16 protein-coding genes are annotated in these 19,626 nt (G+C 46.9%); 3 read left to right on the top strand and 13 right to left on the bottom strand.

Annotated elements, in window-relative coordinates:
- Positions 1–1,070 precede the first annotated feature (1,070 nt).
- The 4 genes from H8J70_RS04620 to H8J70_RS04605 form a co-directional block, all read right to left on the bottom strand.
- Positions 1,071–2,168: a pyridoxal-phosphate-dependent aminotransferase family protein gene (locus H8J70_RS04620; RefSeq protein WP_186502690.1), complete on the bottom strand. Its 1,098-nt coding sequence runs from the start codon at positions 2,166–2,168 to the stop codon at positions 1,071–1,073.
- 174 nt (positions 2,169–2,342) lie between these two features.
- Positions 2,343–3,836, bottom strand: a complete 1,494-nt coding sequence (locus H8J70_RS04615; protein WP_186502689.1) for an FGGY family carbohydrate kinase — start codon at positions 3,834–3,836, stop codon at positions 2,343–2,345.
- Between the two features lie 21 nt (positions 3,837–3,857).
- Positions 3,858–5,357, bottom strand: a complete 1,500-nt coding sequence (gene glpK / locus H8J70_RS04610; RefSeq protein ID WP_186502688.1) for a glycerol kinase GlpK — start codon at positions 5,355–5,357, stop codon at positions 3,858–3,860.
- Between the two features lie 96 nt (positions 5,358–5,453).
- Positions 5,454–6,197: a helix-turn-helix domain-containing protein gene (locus tag H8J70_RS04605; RefSeq protein WP_343068686.1), complete on the bottom strand. Its 744-nt coding sequence runs from the start codon at positions 6,195–6,197 to the stop codon at positions 5,454–5,456.
- A 47-nt stretch (positions 6,198–6,244) separates the two neighbouring features.
- Here H8J70_RS04605 and H8J70_RS04600 point away from each other — a divergent pair, with 47 nt between their 5' ends.
- Complete coding sequence (locus tag H8J70_RS04600; protein ID WP_186502686.1) at positions 6,245–7,747, top strand: APC family permease; 1,503 nt, start codon at positions 6,245–6,247, stop codon at positions 7,745–7,747.
- A 171-nt stretch (positions 7,748–7,918) separates the two neighbouring features.
- Here H8J70_RS04600 and H8J70_RS04595 read toward each other — a convergent pair whose 3' ends face one another.
- Together H8J70_RS04595 and H8J70_RS04590 are read right to left on the bottom strand one after the other, a co-directional pair.
- Complete coding sequence (locus H8J70_RS04595; RefSeq protein WP_186502685.1) at positions 7,919–8,326, bottom strand: hypothetical protein; 408 nt, start codon at positions 8,324–8,326, stop codon at positions 7,919–7,921.
- Positions 8,208–9,809, bottom strand: a complete 1,602-nt coding sequence (locus H8J70_RS04590) for a Y-family DNA polymerase (protein WP_288201733.1) — start codon at positions 9,807–9,809, stop codon at positions 8,208–8,210. Before H8J70_RS04590 ends, H8J70_RS04595 begins: the two co-directional genes overlap by 119 nt.
- Positions 9,810–10,063: 254 nt before the next feature.
- Here H8J70_RS04590 and H8J70_RS04585 point away from each other — a divergent pair, with 254 nt between their 5' ends.
- A complete protein-coding gene (locus H8J70_RS04585) occupies positions 10,064–11,059 on the top strand; it encodes a site-specific integrase (protein ID WP_186502683.1) in 996 nt (331 codons plus the stop codon).
- Positions 11,060–11,143: 84 nt separating this feature from the next.
- Here the strand turns inward: H8J70_RS04585 and H8J70_RS04580 are convergent, their stop codons facing one another.
- Positions 11,144–11,476, bottom strand: coding sequence for a LysM peptidoglycan-binding domain-containing protein (locus H8J70_RS04580; RefSeq protein ID WP_222433576.1), 333 nt, complete (start codon positions 11,474–11,476; stop codon positions 11,144–11,146).
- Between the two features lie 216 nt (positions 11,477–11,692).
- On the opposite strand from H8J70_RS04580, the gene lexA reads away from it, so the two are divergent.
- Entirely contained in the window at positions 11,693–12,316 is a 624-nt protein-coding gene (gene lexA / locus H8J70_RS04575; RefSeq protein ID WP_186502681.1) for a transcriptional repressor LexA, read from the top strand.
- A gap of 139 nt (positions 12,317–12,455) precedes the next feature.
- Here the strand turns inward: lexA and H8J70_RS04570 are convergent, their stop codons facing one another.
- From H8J70_RS04570 to H8J70_RS04545, 6 genes are all read right to left on the bottom strand, one after another.
- Positions 12,456–14,471, bottom strand: a complete 2,016-nt coding sequence (locus tag H8J70_RS04570; protein WP_186502680.1) for a BCCT family transporter — start codon at positions 14,469–14,471, stop codon at positions 12,456–12,458.
- A gap of 367 nt (positions 14,472–14,838) precedes the next feature.
- Positions 14,839–15,246 carry a CGGC domain-containing protein gene (locus tag H8J70_RS04565; RefSeq protein WP_186502679.1) on the bottom strand — a complete coding sequence of 136 codons (408 nt, stop codon included), beginning with the start codon at positions 15,244–15,246 and terminating at the stop codon, positions 14,839–14,841.
- Positions 15,247–15,316: 70 nt separating this feature from the next.
- Positions 15,317–16,666, bottom strand: a complete 1,350-nt coding sequence (locus tag H8J70_RS04560; RefSeq protein WP_186502678.1) for a hypothetical protein — start codon at positions 16,664–16,666, stop codon at positions 15,317–15,319.
- A gap of 125 nt (positions 16,667–16,791) precedes the next feature.
- Positions 16,792–17,241 (bottom strand): universal stress protein, encoded by a 450-nt coding sequence (locus H8J70_RS04555; protein WP_186502677.1) that lies wholly within the window; start codon positions 17,239–17,241, stop codon positions 16,792–16,794.
- A gap of 3 nt (positions 17,242–17,244) precedes the next feature.
- Positions 17,245–18,402, bottom strand: a complete 1,158-nt coding sequence (locus tag H8J70_RS04550) for an ABC transporter permease (RefSeq protein ID WP_246415265.1) — start codon at positions 18,400–18,402, stop codon at positions 17,245–17,247.
- A complete protein-coding gene (locus H8J70_RS04545; RefSeq protein ID WP_186502676.1) occupies positions 18,380–19,492 on the bottom strand; it encodes an HlyD family secretion protein in 1,113 nt (370 codons plus the stop codon). The genes H8J70_RS04550 and H8J70_RS04545 overlap by 23 nt, the downstream gene beginning before the upstream one ends.
- Positions 19,493–19,626 lie beyond the last annotated feature (134 nt).

Below are 19,626 nucleotides of genomic sequence, written 5' to 3'. Positions count from 1 at the left end.
TAGTTATTGCAATATAACGAAACTTTTGTTATACTGTACTTGCAAATACGTATTGCAAATTTGTATTTCCAACTTTCTTTCTTCCCTTTTACCTCAGAAGGTACCTTTCATGAAAAGAGAGCCACACCCCCCAAGTGGCTCTCTTTTTCGTGGTTGATTTTCCGTATTCTCATTTACAAACAATATATTCTCAATTATGTAAATGAAAGAGAAGAATAAGCTAAAAACAGGCTCAAAAAAATGATCCTTCGTGAGTAATTACACCTAAAAGTATTTAAAATGCCTAAAAAGGGCCAAATTGCTCGATTTCTATGAAAATATAGGGTTTTAGACAAAAAATACAGCTGCACAGCGTCTGTATGTACATGAAATACGCCTCAGGTCATACGGGACGTCCGAGATCACAGGAACCGGACAGGATATTACATAGGACGGTGAGGCTGACAATAGCATGGGGCCGGCTGCAGAAAAAAATTTTTAAATTTTTGAATAGGTGAATATCAAAAAAAACACGAAAAAATGCATGTATGTGAATTTGCCGGTTTTACCAAAGCCGAGGCCCTGGGAGGAAGAAAAGTTCATAGAACTACTTCCGATAACGTTAAATTATCGTAAGTAATTTAAAAACGAAAAAATGAGGTATTTCAGCCAATTTTGCCCGATTTTCCCATACTGCTCCTGTTTTCCGGTTTACTATCAAATTACGTATGACGTTTCTTATTGTCACGTTACTCTCTGATCTGTCTCAACCTTTTCGGAACTTAATATACCTGTTATGCTGTTAGCGGCCATTGCCACTTCAATTGACTGCAGCGTCTTAGCTACAAGCCACGCCAACAAATCCTTGGCTGCAGGTCTTTCCGTATTGTCAGTCCTTTGTATTTATTGTTTATATAATCTGCGCCCAATGTCTTATATTGTCCTGTAGTTTCTTTGCCGGCTTGTATTGTTCCTTTAGTATTTCGTAGTTTCTCTTTTCATTCTCAATAGTTTTCTCATTTTGTTGATTAATGCAAAAACGCTGGTTACAGACGATTCTCTGTAACCAGCGTTTTTTTGTGGCGCTTTATTTATTTTTTCAACTTGTTGACAACTGTTTCAAATACTTCCAGCATGTTGTAGCAATCCTGTTCATAGATTTCACCCATGTTGGCAACCTGAATCATGTTTTGTTTGCCATAATCGCCTTTGCCGATATAGAACGTATAGCCGCGTTTAGCCATTTCAGCCAGGAACGTCGGCGCATCTACGCCAGCCGGCAGGAATACGGAGGTAACCGTGTTGGACAGGTGATCCTGCAGGAGGAAACGGCAGCCTAATTTGGCCAAACCTTCACGAATGATAGTAGCGCAGGCTTTATATCTAGCGATACGGCCTTCGAGGGTTTCATCTTCTACAATATTGGTCAGAGCTACGTTGAGCGGCCAAAACAGGTTGACGTTCGGTGTGTTCGGTGTCTGGTGAGCTGTAACAGCACTCTGATAGTGTTTGTAAAGGCTCAGATAGACGTTTTTGCACTGATCTGCTGTAAGGCTTTCCAGAATTTCTTTCTTAGCGCAGATATATGCACTGCCGGGGAATGCACCCAGGCATTTACCGCCAACGGACGTGCAAATGTCGATGTTGTCACGAACGACGTCGATATCTTCACCGGCAGCAGCCGATACGCAGTCTACATAGAGAATCTTGCCATATTTCTTGCAAAGCTTGCCGATTTCCGGAATCGGGTTAATCATACCAGTCGAGGTTTCATGGTAAACGACGGCAACAACTTTGATCAGGGGATTGTCGGCGAGTTTCCGTTCGATGACATTGAGATCAGGCAAGGTGGCCCATGGGAAATCAGCATCGATGAGAGGAATCTTGTATTTATCGATGAGTTCGAGCAAGCGTTCGCCAAAGACACCGTTGTGTACTAAGAGGATGGCTTCGTCACCTTTAAACAAGGAAGACAGTACTGTTTCATTGCTGGCTGTGCCAGATCCGGAAACTACGAGGCTGTAATAGGATTCGTCTGCCCGGAATAACTTTAAGATTTTTGCTTGCGTATCCTGAAACATTTCTTCAAATTCGGGGCTACGGTGACAAATATCATAGTGCAGAAGGGCGTGGCGAACATTATCTTTTACCATTACGGGACCAGGGCTGAATAATTTTGTCATACTCATTGTAAACTGCCTCCTATACGGAAAATAAATACTTTTGCACAATTTAATCAATAGGATGCAACCGGTTTGTTCCTTTGATATTCCTTTGATAATTGTATTATAAAGCCCCGTATAAGGAGTAACAATGAAATTGGTACAAACAAGAACTACTAATATCTATGCATTCCAGCTAGCCTACGTTTCAATCCAAAATTTAGCTCGTTGCACGGATCTATGCCACTCATAGACCAAGGCATCGCGTTCATCAGCCGGCATAGATGGTTCATAGACCTTGCGGACTTGCCAAAATTCCTCAATAGCCTGCAACGAATCATAGTCACCAATGCCTACGGCGCCCATAAAAGCTGCACCAAAAGCCGTACTTTCTTCAATAACAGGTAATTCTAGAGGGATCCCTAAGATATCTGACTGAAATTGCATGAGAAAACTGTTTTGTGTCGCTGCACCATTACAACGCATGACGGTGATGGGAATAGACGTATCCCCTGCCATGGATGCTAAGACGTCGTTTACCTGGTAAGCCGTCGCTTCCAGGGCAGCTCGTACGACATGCGCTCGTGTCGTATGTGTATTGATGCCGATCATCATGCCCGAGGCGTACGAGTCCCAATGAGGAGCGGCCAGGCCATTAAAAGCCGGTACAAAGTACAAGCCGCCGTTATCGGGGATAGATTTCGCCAAGGCTTCGCTGTCTTTAGGTGATTCCATGATTTGGAGAGAATCGCTCAGCCATTTAGTAGCCGCCCCGGTCGTATAGACACCGCCATCTAAGGCGTATGTCGTATTGCCGTTTACCTGCCAGGCTACGGTAGGCAGCAGGCCATACTGCGAATCAACGCATACGTTACCGGTGTTCATTAGCATGAAACAGCCTGTGCCATAGGTTGTCTTGATCATACCCGGATGGATACAGCCCTGGCCAATTAAGGCGGCCTGCTGGTCAACTAAGATGCCGGCAATAGGAGCCTGGATACCTAAAAAATCCAGGGGGTCCGTTTCACCATAGATCTGGGCGCTGTTACAGATTTCCGGCAGCACATCAGCTTGTAAACCAAAAATCTCTGCTAGCTCATCATCCCATTTCTTTTCTTTTACATTGTATAAGAGGGTACGCGACGCCGTTGAGGGTTCTGTGACGTACACCCGGCAGTGGCTCATCTTCCAAATGAGCCACGTGTCGAGAGTACCGGCCATGAGCCGGTTTTCTTCCATTAATTCTTTTGCTTTGGGCACATGTGCCATAATCCAGGCATACTTGGCGGCACTAAAATAGGTGTCGACCATGAGTCCTGTTTTTTCTTTGACCTGGTCGTTATATTGCCAGGCAATTTCTTCAATTTCTCTGACGTTACGTTTATCCTGCCAAACAATACAAGGGTAGACAGGCTCACCTGTTCGGGAATCCCAAACAATGACCGATTCCCCTTCATGGTTAATGCCGATGGACAAGATAGAGTCCGTTTCCGCATTGGCAGCCTTCATGGCCTTGGCCGTTGAACCTAGTACGGAACGCCAAATGTCTTCCACCTGGTGTTCTGCCCAGCCCTTTTTTTCTGAAATGACAGGCAACGCTTCGTAACCGCTGGCAATGACATTCCATGCACGGTCAAATAATAACGTTCGCGTACCTGTTGTACCTTGGTCAATACCCATGTAATATTTTTTCATTATTTATAACATCCTTACATTTTACGAATTTACAGCCCAATTGCGGGACCGTTCTACGGCCCGATGCCATTCGCGAAGCATGTATTCCCGTTGGTCCTGTTTGAAAGTCGGTTCGTACCGGCGTTCTAATTTCCACGTATATTTTACGTCATCTAAGGAATTGAATTCGCCAATGCCTAAGGCGGCCATAAAGGCTGCCCCTAAGGCTGTCGTTTCTTTGACGACAGGTACTTCGACAGGGATACCCAGAATATCGGATTGGAACTGCATTAAGAACTGATTATTGCTGGCGCCACCATCGCAGCGCATCAAGGGAATTTTGCTTTGTGTATCTTTTTCCATGACATCCAGCAAATCCTTGACCTGATAGGCTGTCGATTCCAGCGTGGCCCGGACGATATCTTCCCGGGTTGTGCTGCCCGTAATGCCAATCATCATGCCACGGGCGTAGGAATCCCAGTAGGGTGCCGCTAAACCTGTAAAAGCGGGCACAAAGTACACGCCATTTGTATTGTCTATACTGCTGGCAATGGCATCTGTATCGGCAGCTGCTTCGATAATCTGCAGACCGTCACGCAGCCATTGTGTTGCTGCACCTGAAATATATACGCCTCCGTCCAGAGCGTATGTTTCTTTTCCGTCTATACGCCAGGCAACCGTTGGCAAGATGCCGTTTTGAGAATCGACGATATAATTGCCCGTATTCATAAACATGAAGCAGCCTGTACCGTACGTTGTCTTGATTTTACCGGGCATGGTGCAGCCCTGGCCCAATAAAGCAGCCTGCTGGTCATTTAAAACACCACTGATGGGCGCAGCAATACCTAAGAAGGAAGCCGAATCCGTATTGCCGAAGACATGATTGCTGTCGCAGATGGTCGGCATGATTTGCTTGGGAATACCGAAGAGTTCCAACAAATCTTCAGCCCAGTCCTGTTTTTGAACATCATACAACATAGTACGGGAGGCAGTCGAACCATCTGTACTATGAATCTTGCCGCCAGACATCTTCCAAAGTATCCAGGCATCCATGTTACCGGCACATAAGCGTCCTTGCTGCAATAATGACGATGCGTTTTCTACATGCTGTAACAGCCACTGTAATTTGGTGGCGCTAAAATACGAATCTACAGGTAAATGAGTGCGCTCACTAATTATCTTACCATATTTTGACCGTATTGTATCGCAATACTCTGCAGTTCTTCTGTCTTGCCATACTAAAGCATGATATACGGACCTTCCGGTTTTCTTATCCCAAAGTACGACTGTTTCTCCTTCGTGATCAATGCCGACGCTGATAATTTCGTTGCCCGTCGCACCTACCTGTTCCATAGCTGAAAAGACTGCCCGCTGTACACACTGCCAGACGTCATCAGCGTCATGTTCGACCCACCCGTCTTGCGGATAAAATAGTTTTTCTTCACAATATCCGCGGGATGCCTGGTTCCAGTGGCGGTCAAAAAGAATAGCCGTAACACCCGTCGTGCCTTGATCAATGCCTAAGTAATATTTTTTTTCCATTCTACAATCCCTCCTACTATATATTTTTGATATGCTGCCAAAAATGGCAAAAAAATAGCACGACCCAAAACAGGGCATGCTATATGTAAAGCGCCACTACAAGGTAGTTGCACGGAGAAAATAAGGGGGCTTGAATTCGAGCATAGATGGATCTGGATCCATTAGCCTTTCAATGCGGCTCATATCTTTTAAGCCATAGTTTTTTAATTCATAAGCTGTACAAAAGAGAAATTTGCGATAGACCCGGTTCATATGCGTCTGGTCTACATAGCCATAGGTAATTGATGTATCCAAAAGTGATTTGGGACGGGTTTCCAAAATAGATTGCAGAGACGCATTCAGTTGATATATCTGGCAATACATCTTGGTAGCAACACCGACATGTTGCAGAAAAATCCGGCTTAAATAGCGGGTTGTACATTCTACTTCATCTGCGAGGCTTTGGATTTTCAGGATACCTTCACGATCTTTTATAAAATCGATGCTTTTCTGTAATTTTTCGTTGATATAAAAACACTTGCCGTCAAGCTTGTCTACGAAGCGTTGTAAAATGATATTTCTTTCATGAAACGATTCTGCATAGCGCATGGGCTGGCATAGTTTTTCCAGATTCGGTACCCACTGCCCCATGGGAACGGTCTGGTCTGTCAGCTCGCTAACATCGATATGAGAAAAGAAACGAAATGCTCCTGCACGTAAGCGCACACAATAGGCGGTCATTTTGGGTGGCACGACTAATTCTCTTAAAACTGTATTACAGCCCATCACTTCGCCATGGGCATGTGGCCCTAGCATAAATACGAGTGTCACGCAGCCTGTTGGCACGACAGGGTATTTTATTTCTCGATCTTTACGATTGCTGATTTCATATTAGGAGGGTACAGATTATGCAAAACTCAACAGAAACATCTCCGGCAACGACAGAGCATTTAACGCGAGCCTGGGGACTACCGGAATGTATCACCATTTCCGCAGGATCGATCATTGGTGTCGGTTTGTTTACCGTTGGTTCATCGCAGGTAGGTATTGTTGGGAGTTCCATCATCGTCGCAACGATTATTTCGTTTTTATTGGTTCTTTGGCCAGCCGCTTTATACGGTGAAATGGGCGGTTCCTTACCTTTTGCCGGTGGCACCTATTCCTATGCGAAACGGGCACTCAACTATCCGACGGCTGTTTTTTGCAGCTGGAACTGCACTGTCGCCATGATTGGGATTGCTGGTGCCAGCGCTTTAGCCTTTGCCAGTTATTTTAAATGGCTTCTTATTTCTATCGGTATTCCCTATGATGTTGATGATCGCGTAGCCGCTGTCGTTTGCATCGCTGTATTTGGTTATATCAACTACCGGGGCGTCGAATTCACAGGTAAAGTACAAAACGCTTTTATGTATTTCTTTTGGACTATGTCGGCAATCTGGTTCTGCGTCGTCTTAAAGGATGTAGATTTCGCAAATTTCATTCCTCTCATGAGTGGGATTCCGGCCGACTTCTTCGTCTTTGCCAAAGTTATCCTCATGGTTTGGTGGTGCTTCGCCGGTTTTGAAACGCTTGTTGGGATGGGCGGCGAAGTCAAATTCCCACAAATCAACATTCCTCGTGCCTTGACGCTGACACCATTTATTGTCTTTGCCATTAATGCCTTGTTCTTCTGGTTCATCACCGGTCTGACACCGCTGGAATCGCAGCCCATGCTGACTGATTCGGCAGCACCGTATGCGACGTCGTTACAGCTGGCCGGTATCGTTGGCCTGCCACTGATCATCCTCTGCGTAGGCATTACCTTTGGTGGTAACATTGGTGCTATGAATCCGACCATTGCCGGTCCATCCCGGTATATGTACGTTATGGCCGAAGACGGTTGCTTCCCAAAGATTTTCGGTAAGCTCCATCCGAAATATAAGAATCCGTATATTTCCGTTATTACCGTCAGTGTCGTCGCTATTCTCCTGATTCTGACTGGTTCTATCGCCCTGATCGCTGCCATGTGCGCTTTTTCTCAGATGATCTGCTACATTATTGGCTTCATTTCGTATATCATGTTGAAGAAAAACAGTCCGGAACTGCCGCGCTATTACAAAGCGCCGCTGGGAATCTTTGGTGCCTGCTTCAGCGTTGTTACATTTGCTGTATTGATGGTTCTCTCCGTTGATATGGATGCTCTTCCCTATAACATTGGTTTTTGTATCTTATGTCTCTTATATTATTTCTTCTTCGTACGGAAACGGACGAAACCGGTCATGTCTGAAGAAGAATATCGTTCCGAAATGGTAGCTCCTACGGCAGAAGAAAAGAAAGCCCTGGATAAACAGTACAGACATTGGCAAATGGGTGCCTATGGTGTATTTGCTCTTTCACTGGTCATGTACGCTGTTGCTATCATCATGCACTAAGGTTACATCGAACTTCTCTCATACAGCATACCTGCAGTAATGTAGTATGCATAACCCAAAAACACTCCCTGTATAGTGACAGGGAGTGTTTTTGGGTAATTAATTTGTTAATTTTTCAGGAACAAATGTTTACTGAAAGGATTTCGAGCTCGATAAACATTTGTTCTAATTCTATTCTTCTTCTAATCCCAATCCATAGATGTCGCAAACATCTATTTTTACGTTATTTTTCAGGTATAGAATGTGTTGCGTATAGTCAATACGCCGAATACAGGTAGTCCGTGTTTCGTATGTCCCGCCTGGCTTATTTGGGTCTGGCCGAAAATAGGTAATCCTTACGGGAGTGTGTGCCAAATCTTCTTTTTCCAACTGCTGTAATATTTGGTCCAGCTCGGCTTTTTGCTCGTCTGAGAGGATTTGTCGTTCTGCTACGTAGCGGCCCGTTTCTGCAATAGCTTCTTCATAGCCTGTGAGGGCTGCAAAGGGGGCGAACTGGGCGGCCCGTTCTTGGAGGGTCATGGCCTGATGGCGGCGGATGCCACTGTAGGGAAATTGTACGAGGTATTTGTCCGGTTTCATGCCTTAGCCCCCCTACTTGGCCGTTTCGTTCCCGCGTCATGGCACCTGCTTCAAAGTTGCGGCCCTTGATGAGGGCGTTTTTACCATATTTCTTTTGGATTTGCAGAATAGCCCGCTGGCGTTTCCGTTCCCGCGTTTCATCATCGTACAAGATCATTCCTGCCGGTTTGGGAGCGGCAAAGAGATCGACAGCCTGATAGACAGCAGCCTTAGTCACTTCCGTTTCCTTCTGGACATTAGCAGCGACAACTTGAACCCGGCGGATCCAAAGGCCTGGCGTAATAATCTTATCGTAGAGCTGCAGCATGGCTTTTTCCAGCGCCTTAGACGATGATGTGTAGTAGCCCAGGTGGATTGTACCGTGAGCATGTTTGGGAATACGCCGGCCATAATGGTCGCAGACAGTAGGCCCTGTATACGGAATATCCTGCTGATGCAGGTTTTTTCGGTCATAGCCGATAGTCAGGACGAGCTGTTCTGTCAAAAGCTGTTTATCGACCAGATCTAACGACAGAAGGTCTGTCATTTCCCAGACGATGAGACGGCCCTTTTCCGTGTCGTACGGGCAATGCAACACCTGTCCGGCACCGAGGCTGTGCTGGCGTGGCTTGTAGGCTTTGATCTGGGCTAACGTACACGGTTCGTAGCCCCAGCTGTGATCGATGAGGAGCTCGGCATTGACGCCAAAGAGGCGGAACAGGAAATCTTCGTGTTCTAAGGAACAACGGGCAATGTCGTACATCGTACAAAGGCCGTTTTCTATGAGCTTTACAGCATAGCCTGTGCCGATGCGCCAAAAATCCGTCAAGGGCTGATGGAGCCAAAGCTTTTCTCTGTACGTGTATTCATTCAGTGCGGCAATGCGGGCACCATTGGCATCCGGTGCCATGTGCTTAGCTTCAATATCCATAGCGATTTTGGCTAAATAGAGATTGGTGCCAATGCCAGCCGTTGCCGTAATGCCCGTTTCCTTGAGGACATGCCTGAGGATCCGTTCGGTAAGCTGCCGGGCCGTTAGGCCGTACATGGGCAAATACGCCGTGACGTCCATAAAGACTTCATCAATGGAATAGACATGAATATCTTCTGGCGCCACATAGTGCAAATAAATCTGGTAAATGCGCGTGCTATAGGCCATGTATAAAGACATGCGCGGCACGGCCGTAATGTAGTCGAGCTGCCAGTCCGGATGCTGGCGCAGGAGCATGTCGTCTGTCGTAGCGCCGGTAAAGACGTGATTGGGAATTGCCAGCAGGCGCTTGGCATTCAGTTCACGGACCTGACGGATGACCTCAAAGAGGCGCGGTCTGCCTGGTACACCATAGGCCTTGAGGGACGGGGATACTGCCAGGCATATGGTCTTATCTGTACGGCTGGCGTCGGCGACGACGAGGTGTGTCGTCAGCGCATCGAGGCCTCGCTCACGGCACTCGACAGAGGCATAAAATGATTTCAGATCGATGGCTATGTATGTCCGCGACACGATGAACACCTCTTTTTTTATTCCGATAATAATATCAAAATAGGAAATAGTTTGTTTTATCCCTTGAAATACCTTACTGTATCGTGCTATGATGCAATTGTAATTATCGGAAGAAATAATACTAAGAAAGCTCAAAATACGTATTTCTTCCGGCATGGCAAGGAAAATATATAGAACACATGTTTAGCGAGGAACTAAAAGGCCTCGACGAACGACTGTTCTGCATATATATTCCCTTGAGAAGGAGGCTTTTTATGGCAAAAGATGGCATGGAACACTTTTATATTGGCCGCCCGGAAGTAGTGGCACAAAACGAAAAACTGACAGACAAGGCCCGGCAAAGCATTTACATTGCCCGGGCTGATAATACAATCGATGCCTACCGGGCAGATTGGAAGGATTTTTGCGCCTGGTGTATCTATCATGAAGAATCATACTTCCCAGCAGCACCGGAAACGATCGTCAACTATATCAATGATCTGGCTGATAACGCCAAGGCCAATACGATTGCCCGACGTATTTCAGCGCTAACGGAAAACTACGAAGCAGCCGGTTTAAGTGACAAGAATCCGTGCCGCAGTCCTCTCGTCCGCAATGCCCTGCGTGGTATTAAGCGTATGAAGGGAACGCTCCAGCACGGCAAGGCGCCCATTCTCTTTGACGATATTAAGGAAATGCTCCAGTGTATCGACGGCGATGAGCTCCTCCAGGCGCGAGACAGAGCGATTCTCCTCATCGGCTTTTATGGCGCCATGCGGCGTTCAGAAATCGCCGGCCTCGACGTCGAAGATTTGAATTTTACGCGCTTAGGCCTTTTGATTACCCTGCGTAAGTCTAAGACAGACCAGTTTGACCAAGGCCAAATGATTGCCATTCCTTATATCGACGACAAGGAAGTCTGTGCTGTCACGGCCTTGAAGCATTGGCTTGATCTGAGTGGCATTACGACAGGACCAGTCTTTCGGGGTTTTACAAAGGCGCATACGATCCGCAAGAACCGTATTTCCGACAAGAGTATTGCCCTCATCGTCAAGCATTACGTTGGTCTTATGGGCATGAATCCTGATGAGTACGGAGCTCATAGTCTGCGTCACGGCTTTGCAACCTCAGCAGCTATGCAGCATGTAGAAGAACGGCAGATCATGCGGCAAACGCGGCATAAATCCCAGGCCATTGTACGGCGTTATATCGATGAAGCAGACCGCCTCATCGATAATCCAATTTTTAAAATCACAGGCGGCAAGAAGTGAATACTCCCACTTATAGAGGATGGAGGTATTCTGCCTAATTATGATAAAAAGCAGGCGGTAGAACGAACCGCCTGCTTTTTTTGCTTACGGAGCAGCAAAGGTTTGCCGCACCGTATCTGCCCGGCTGGCCGTAACAGGAATCTGTAAGGTCTGGCCCGGATATATTTGCTGATCGTGATTCAGATGGTTCGTTTCTATAATATCGTTGACAACCGAGCGAACGTCGGTCTTATTATCAGCGGCAACAGAAGCAATTTGCCAAATCGTATCTCCGTTCTGTACACGGATGGGAACATATTGATCATTCGTGTGATAGGTCATGCCCAGCTGGGTTACAGCTAAGAGAAGGATTGCTGTCAACACTGCATATTTCCCTGTTTTAAGCCAATTTTTCTGTGTTTTTCTTTTCTTTTTCATGTTCGTCACCTCGGGTAAAAAGAGCAGTTTACATAGAAACGCATGTTTCAAGAACTACCGTTTTATGAACACTTGTTTGTTGATGTCTCTATTATACCGACGAACGCACGTTCCGTCAAGAGCAAAAATAGCAAAATGAAAAATTTCTGAACAAACGTTTGAAATTTTCCCTTATATACGGTATAATAAGAACAAATACACTAGGGAGTGATTACGATGCAGAATAGAGAAAAAGATTTGACTACGAGACAGCGCCAAATTCTTGAATATATCCGCGAATGCGTACATAAATATGGATATCCCCCTTCGGTACGGGAAATCTGCAAATCCGTAGGCCTGTGCTCTACTTCGACAGTCCATGGCTATCTGAATAAGTTGGAAGAATTAGGCTTTATCCGTCGTGATCCGACGAAAAACAGAACCATCGAACTCTTGGACGAAGGTTCTTGGCGTTCCAAAAAGATCGTGCCTATGCCCCTGTTGGGACAGGTACGGGCAGGGATGCCTATTTATGCAGAAGAATGTGTGGAAGATGTTTATCCTTTTGCTGCCGATTTTCTCGGTGATAACAGTGAAGATCATTTCATGCTTACCGTCGTCGGCGACAGCATGATCAATGCCGGTATCCAAGACGGAGACCTCTTGATCGTACGCCAGCAGGAAACAGCGGAAAACGGAGATATTGTCGTCGCCCTCATCGGCGATGATGCCACAGTAAAACGCTATTTCCGCGAAGAAAAACGGATTCGCCTGCAGCCGGAAAATCCGGAATACACACCCATCTACACGGACATTTGCCATATTCTTGGTAAAGTCCAGGGTTTGATTCGTCGCTTCTAATTTGCAGTTCTTGTACGGGATGATAAAAAGCTGTACCAACAATGAAGTTTCTTGTTGGTACAGCTTTTTTTGGTGCAGTTAATCGAATTGTATTCTTTACGTCACAGTATGCCCGTTTTGTAACGTCAGCTCTTCTCTTCTAGTCTTCCGGTTCATACAGGAACAGCAAGTGTTTTTTATCAGCTGCGAGTTTCGTAAAGCGATCGTACTGCCGCAGGACATCGATGATCAATTCATCCTTTTTCATGTAACGTACAGGATAACCAATGCGGCCATCGGCAAAGTAGCTCATAGGGATATAAATGATATTATCGTCGATTTGCGGCATGGAATCATTATTGGCGGCAAATTCCGACACAGCGTTACGTTCGCATTGGATGCCGTAAATGAAGTTGCGCATGGACGGTTGTTCAATGACGAATTCGGCCCGTGGTAACGGTCCCATGACATCGTAATGTACCTTGGCTTCCACACCGTACTTCTTGATTTCTTCGGACAACTCTTCAAAGGCTGGTACGGCAGTTTCTTGAATGAACTGCTTGGCGTTGTTCAGATCCGGATGGCTGACCATGGAATTCAGGCGATCCTTCCAGAACGAGCCTGTCCAGTAGGACGTGCACGCCGAGAGACCGCGGCCAAAGTAATCTTCATCGATGACCAGGCCTTTAAGCAGGCAGAAACACAGGACGATCAAAATCACTAAAAACGGCAGGGACATAACCATGGTCGTGGCCTGCAGTGCACCTAAACCGCCTGTATAAAGCAATAAGATAGCCAGGGCAGCCAAGACGATACCCCAAAAAGCACTCTGCCATTTAGGGAATTTGATACCACCAGACGAGGCAATCCCGTTGATGACGAAGATACCCGAATCGGCAGATGTGACGAAGAACAGCGTAATGATCACAATGGACATAATTGATGTAATCTTGCTGAAAGGCAAATAATTCAAGAACGTAAACAAGAGTGCTTCCGTCTGGCTGGCCATGGCTGAAAGGGTGCCGCCATTGACCTGATCTGCCCAGATTGCCGTATTCCCAAAGACAGTCATCCACAAGAGATTGAATACCGTCGGCACCAGAAGAACGCCCAAGATAAATTCCCGTACGGTCCGGCCGCGGGAAATCTTGGCGATAAACATACCGACAAAAGGTGCCCAGGAAATCCACCAGGCCCAGTAAACGACGGTCCACGACGTGAACCAGCCTTCGTTTTGCGGATCGTACGCAAAGGTGCGGAAACTGAGCGGTATAATGTTGGACAAGTACGCACCCAGGTTTTCAGTAAAATCGTTGAGGATGATAATCGTCGGGCCTACTGCCAGTACAAAAAGCATGAGAAATAAGGCCAGGCCCAGGTTGATTTCGCTCAGGCAGCGCACGCCTTTACTGACACCGGAAATGGCAGAAAGGATGGCGCAGGTCATAAAGACGATAATAATGCAGATCAGCGTGCCCATATGAGCTTCACTGATCAGTCCTACTTCCTTGAAGCCTGAGGCCAGCTGCATAGAACCATAGCCCAATGTCGTCGTAATACCAAAAATCGTACAGGACAAAGCAACAACATCGATAAAGATGCCAATAGGACCATTTACTTTATCCCGCAAGAGCGGATAAAAGGCGCTGCGTACGGTAAGGGGCACGTGATAGCGGAAGCCAAAATAGGCCAGGGCCAGGCCGAGGACGCCGTAAATAGCCCAGGCATGAATCCCCCAGTGAAAGAACGTGTTGAGCATAGCCGTTTTTGCCTGGGCGTTAGCCGATAAGCCTTCATGAAGCGGCATGGCATAGTGCGAAATCGGTTCTGCTACACCAAAGTACATGAGACCAATGCCCATACCGGCGGCAAACAACATGGCAATCCACGAGAAAAAAGGATATTCCGGTTCTTCATCATCATTTCCCAGGCGGATACTGCCCAAGTTGCTGACACAAAGAACGAGTAAAAATATAACAAAAAACGAGACGCCCAAAATAAAGAGCCAGCCCCAGGATGTAGTGATCCATTGCTTAGCTGCATCCAGGTAAGCCCCTGTCGTAGCAGGGAAACAGGCGCAGCCAATAACGACAGCCGCTATAATGAGCAGTCCCGGAATCGTAATCCAGGTATTAAATGTAGTAAGAGAGCGTAGCCGCTCCAGTCGGTTCCTCATAGAATTCCTCCCTTGATATCTAGAAGGCCCGTATGACTGCATAGGTGAATAACGGCAGACCTATCGTGCCTGGTAGAATTGCATTTTTATGTATTTTACTCACTTATTATACCATAATAATTTAATTTTATCAAATATAATATTGATATAGTATATATGATAATAATTAGTATATACATAATTAATATGCATTTACAGGCATTTTACAATTTACCTATCCTAATTTGTATCTTCATTTCTCACTTCAACGATATGAAGAGTACTATTCTCTCTACGGTCAATGCATAATATATGCGTTTTTGAACAACTTTTGATAAGGCAAAAAAAGCACCCGTCAAAGTGACGGATGCTTTTTGCGCTAAGGGACTTAGCCATTCCATTCTTTGTAAATACCTGCGGCTCTCTTTTCGGTGGATTTTTTGGAAACATACGATCCCAAGACGACAGGAAAGCCTTTACGTTCGATAATATCGTGCATATACTTGCGGAACGGACAGGGCGGACGGTGATAGTTGTCAGAAACGAGACACGAAGCCAAATGAACGACCACATCCTCCTTATTTTCCTGGTACCGTCTCAGCTTACGTGTCAGATCTTCCAGCTTGCCGGCCAAGCCGGCACCACAGCAGCCGCCACACGTAAACGGTAAATACCGTGTATCTGCCGGATAATCCGCAAAGGGACCGGTCCGGTCAAAAAAGGTTTTCATACAGCCGTACCCGGCGCAGCGTTTACAGACAATATCACATTGGACGACAACGACTAATTTAGACATACTATCACATTCCCCTCTTTTTGGTTTCTTTATACTATAGCATGGAGAAGGGAAAATAGCCAGTTTATTTTTAGGCTTGTGCCTGCTTTGCCAAGCGCTGGAAAAATCTCATCTGATACTCATTGTACGTACCCTTTACGACGTGGGCACTGCCACTATCGGCTGTATCAATCATGTCCATAAGAGACTGTGTCTTTTTCTCCGATAATCCAGGCAACCACTTGGCATCGTCTATATAATTCTGTAAGGCCGTTCTGGCCCGGTCATATTCGCCACGGCAAAAGTACCAGCGCACGGCACAAATGGTCCGCAAATCGGCTGTAAAGGGAATATCTGCCCCATAGCGTTGCCACGCAGCGGCAAATTTTTCTAATTCCCGCTGGCTGTAATAGAGACGGAACAAGGCAGCATACATATGAGTAAAGCCTGTAACAGGCTGTTTGTCCAAACGGCGCTGCCTGTCGATTTCACAGGCATATGTATAGTAGCGTTCAGCCCGTTCTGTATCGTCGTGAGGCAAATCACTCAGCCTAAGAGTCACAGCGCATTCATAGGCCTTGCCAAGAGAATAATAAATGTCCCCGGACTGTGGCGGGTAGGGCTGGTTTTGATGCGCTACGGCTACCAGATCTTCTGCTATTTCCGGCAGTCCGGCACCCTTGCGGGCCTCTTCCAGGCCATAGAGAACCCAGCGTAGGATTTGCTTGCGTTCTGCCTGTTTGGCCGCCTTAGGCGGCGAGGCAAGGACCATGAGGAATTCCTTCTGCAGCCACGACTGGCCTTGCAAAAGTGCCAGTCCGCACCGGCCGATATTGTAGCACGTCTTATGAAAGAGACGCTCGTGCCGCTTTTGGTCTTCTGACGACAGCTCTTTCCAGCCACGCAGGATCTGGGAGAATTGGGCGAAGGCTTCTTCCTTCAGCCGCTTGCGCTTAGTCATAGGCCAGGTCAGGCAAAAGTCTTCTGCTGCCCGGTATAAGAGGTACGCATAGCGGAATGAATCATATAAGGATGCATCCTGTTTGAGCAAGTATTCATAGCAGGTAAAGGCCTTTGTAAGGTATGTCTCACGCTTTTCCCGCTGGCACCTGGGAAATTTCTTGCTGATCGGGGTGTACTGTAAATACTCACTGTAATAGACATAGGCAGCGCAACGGACGCTCATAGACTCCTTATCCTGGGTTTGGCATTTCTTGGCCAGGCGTAAGGCTTCGTAGGTCAGGCCTATGTATTTTTCATAATCATGGCCCCAAAGAGCAGCCCGTAAATAGACGTAAGCCAGACGGCATAAATAACTTACAGAGGTGGTCATAGCTTCAGGAATCTGGTCTGTTGCACCTAGCGATTGTAAGGGTCCGGCCCATTCCCGGCTGCTTTCCGCATATTGTAAAATCGTGTTGATTTCATTCTTCTGTTTCACAAATCTACTCCTTCATACCTTATTCCGGCCGGTATCATTACGTTGAGTATATAAGAAAAACATAACAGAAGGATGAGTACCAGATTAAAAAAGAATGAGAAAATGATGAAAATAAAATGAGAAAATCAGCGTACGATCATGACCGGGCAGGTGCAGCGCAGGATGACATATTGGCTTACACTGCCCAAAATCATTTGTTTCAGCCGTGAATAGCCGCGGCTGCCAATAATAATCAGGTCAAACTTCTCTTCTTCACAAAATTCCACAGTCGTCTTAGCTGGATCGCCAATTTTGACGACCGTCCGCAAGGGCATGTTCCGCGGTACGTCGCGGACCATTTCTGTAAGCAGCTCATAGCCCTTTACCTTGAGTTCAGACGGCACGTAGCCGCCGGTACTGACCTGTTCAAAGGAATTGATTTCCTTGTTCAAATCGACGACGTTCAAAAGAGTCAGTGACGCACCACAATGGCCAGCAATGTATACTGCCTTGTGTAAGGCCCGTCGTGATGGCTCTGAGCCATCAACGGGAACGAGTATGGAATGCAGTTCTTCATCTTTCATTTCTTCTACCATAGGTTATGCCTCCTCTTGCGTATGGGCGACTGCCTGGGCTTGTTGTTTTAGCAGGCCCTGACGGGCATGGCGGAAGACCAGGCAAAAGACGATAAGTAACGTAGCAAAATACAATAAAAATTGTCCCAGCGTTTGGGCAATGTCGCCGAAGCCGGCTCCACGAACGATGATGTCCCGCGTAAATTCGTATTCCCATGTGAGCGGGAAAAAGTGGGCTACGTGCTGGACCCATAAGGACTGCTCGACAATAGGGCTCGTGGCACCGCCAAGGATGAAGCCGCCTGGAATAAAGAGAATCATACGGCTCGACGCGACGCCCGGATTCGCGGCATTCCAGCCAAACAGGAGACTCATCGTACCTACGGCAGGAATGTAAAAGCATTGTGTCAGCAGGAATAAGACGTAGCTGCCGGAAAAGTTCATATCATTAAAGAAATGCAGAATGACCATGCCGATGACCAGGGCCGTCATGAGACAAAAGCAATACGGAATGAGGCGGATGAGAATGCCAAAGGGGGTGCCATGCAAGAGCTCATGCTGGAGCTGGCCCGTCATGCGCAGGCGCGGCACCATACCGATGGTAGCAAAGGTAAAGAACATAGACGAGAAGAAAAAGAGGAAGCCCTGGACTTCACCATTATTTGCTGCCGATCCTTGTGGGTTAAAGAGGAGCCGGTCCCGCAAAGAAATACCGGACTCGACACGGCTTCCTTCCGTGCCAGAGAGCTTGGCATTTTCAGCGGCTACAATTTCGTTGAGGGCCTCCATGACTTCAGCCGACTGGGCTGTACTCGTATTATCATAAAAGACGCCAATAGCGCCACTCTGCGACCCGTAGCGCGTTTTTTCCAGGTCCTGAGGTAAATAGATAACGGCAACGTACCGATCGTTGTAAAAGAGTGATTCCGGCGATACAGCCGTATGAATGATATCTTTCACGTCAATGAAGGGCGACGCGTCGATTTCGTCGATGATTTCCCGGCTATAGCGGGAATTATCCCTGTCGATGATGGCGACTGGCGCATTGTGGATGGTGTTGTTCCCCAATAGTATCGTAAAGACAACTGCGCAGACGACAGCAACCATAATAGCGACCTTTTCATAGGGCATACCTCGTCCCGAAAAGAGAAAGGCTATTTCATCCTTTAGAGAATGCATCATTTTTCACCTCGATCGTCAGTCCCGGCATAATATCCTGGCCGGGATCCGTGTAGATACGGATTTGGAAAGCCGAAAGGTCGGCCTGGCCCTTTTCACGGGTCATCTTTAAATTAGCAAATTCCGGCGCCTGCGTAATGAGGCGGATCGTACCGCGTACAGGGTTACCTGTGGCGACAGAGGTACCGGTCAGTTCTTCTCCTTCGTGGAGCTGGGCAGCCTGTTTTTCACTGACATAAATATCGTAATAATAGCGTTTGCTTTCGAGGAGAATAACCGGCGTATTAGCCGTAATCATTTCCCCTTGCTTAGCGATAATCTTCAGAACCTTGCCGTCTTCCGGTGCCCGCAGGGTGAGACGGTCCTTTTGTACATACAGTTCCTGGAGCGTAGTTTCCAGCTGTTTCTTTTGCGCAATGAGAGCATCGACATCGTTATTCTTGTTGGCGTTCGTCTGTCTGGCTTCTTCGATTTCCGGCAACTGCAGTGAATCCGTGTTGCCGTTGTCCTGGGCACCGCCTAAGAGCTTGGACAATGCCTGCTTTTGCTGTTCCAGAGCCGCCTGGGCTACTTCCAGCGCTTTCTGGGAGTCATCCATATCCTGACGGGAAATGGCGCCCTGTGAGAGGAGCGCAGACTTACGGTTGTAGTCGATTTGGGCGTTACGCAGCGTTGCTTCAGCTGAAGTGACAGCAGCCCGCTGGGCATCGATGCCGCGATAGCTTTGTTCCTGCTGTGTATCGGTCTGGCTGTAGCCAATGCGGATAGTGCCATTCATAGAGCGGATTTGCGCGTCCAGCTGGGCAATCTGGGCCTGTGTCTTTTGAATGGAAAGGTCTGTATCCGTGCTGTCTAGCTGCATGAGGATATCGCCTTTCTTTACTTCCTGGGCTTCTTTTACATTTTCACTGATCAACCGGCCGCTGACAGAATCAAAGGATACTTTTACCTGCTCTGCCGTAAGGATACCGTCTTTTTTGCGAATGGCCTGGGCTAAAGCATCGTTGCCCTTGAACATGAGCAAAATGCCGCCAAGGATAATGACACAAATGAATAAAATACCGATTTTCATGGCTCTAGGTTGTATGTTCATAGTCTTTTCCTCTTTCGTATAATTAGCCAGCTAACTAAATAAGCAGGAAATAAGGCTGCCCCCAATGGGGGAAGTGTCATGGAACGATAGTTCCATGACGAAAGGGGTGCATTTTAAAGGGTGTATTTCAGTCA

This window comes from Megasphaera hominis (assembly GCF_014269395.1).
In the GTDB taxonomy this organism is placed as follows: domain Bacteria; phylum Bacillota; class Negativicutes; order Veillonellales; family Megasphaeraceae; genus Megasphaera; species Megasphaera hominis.
Note: the sequence above shows the minus strand (reverse complement) of the source record. Positions and strands in the feature narration are given on the sequence as shown.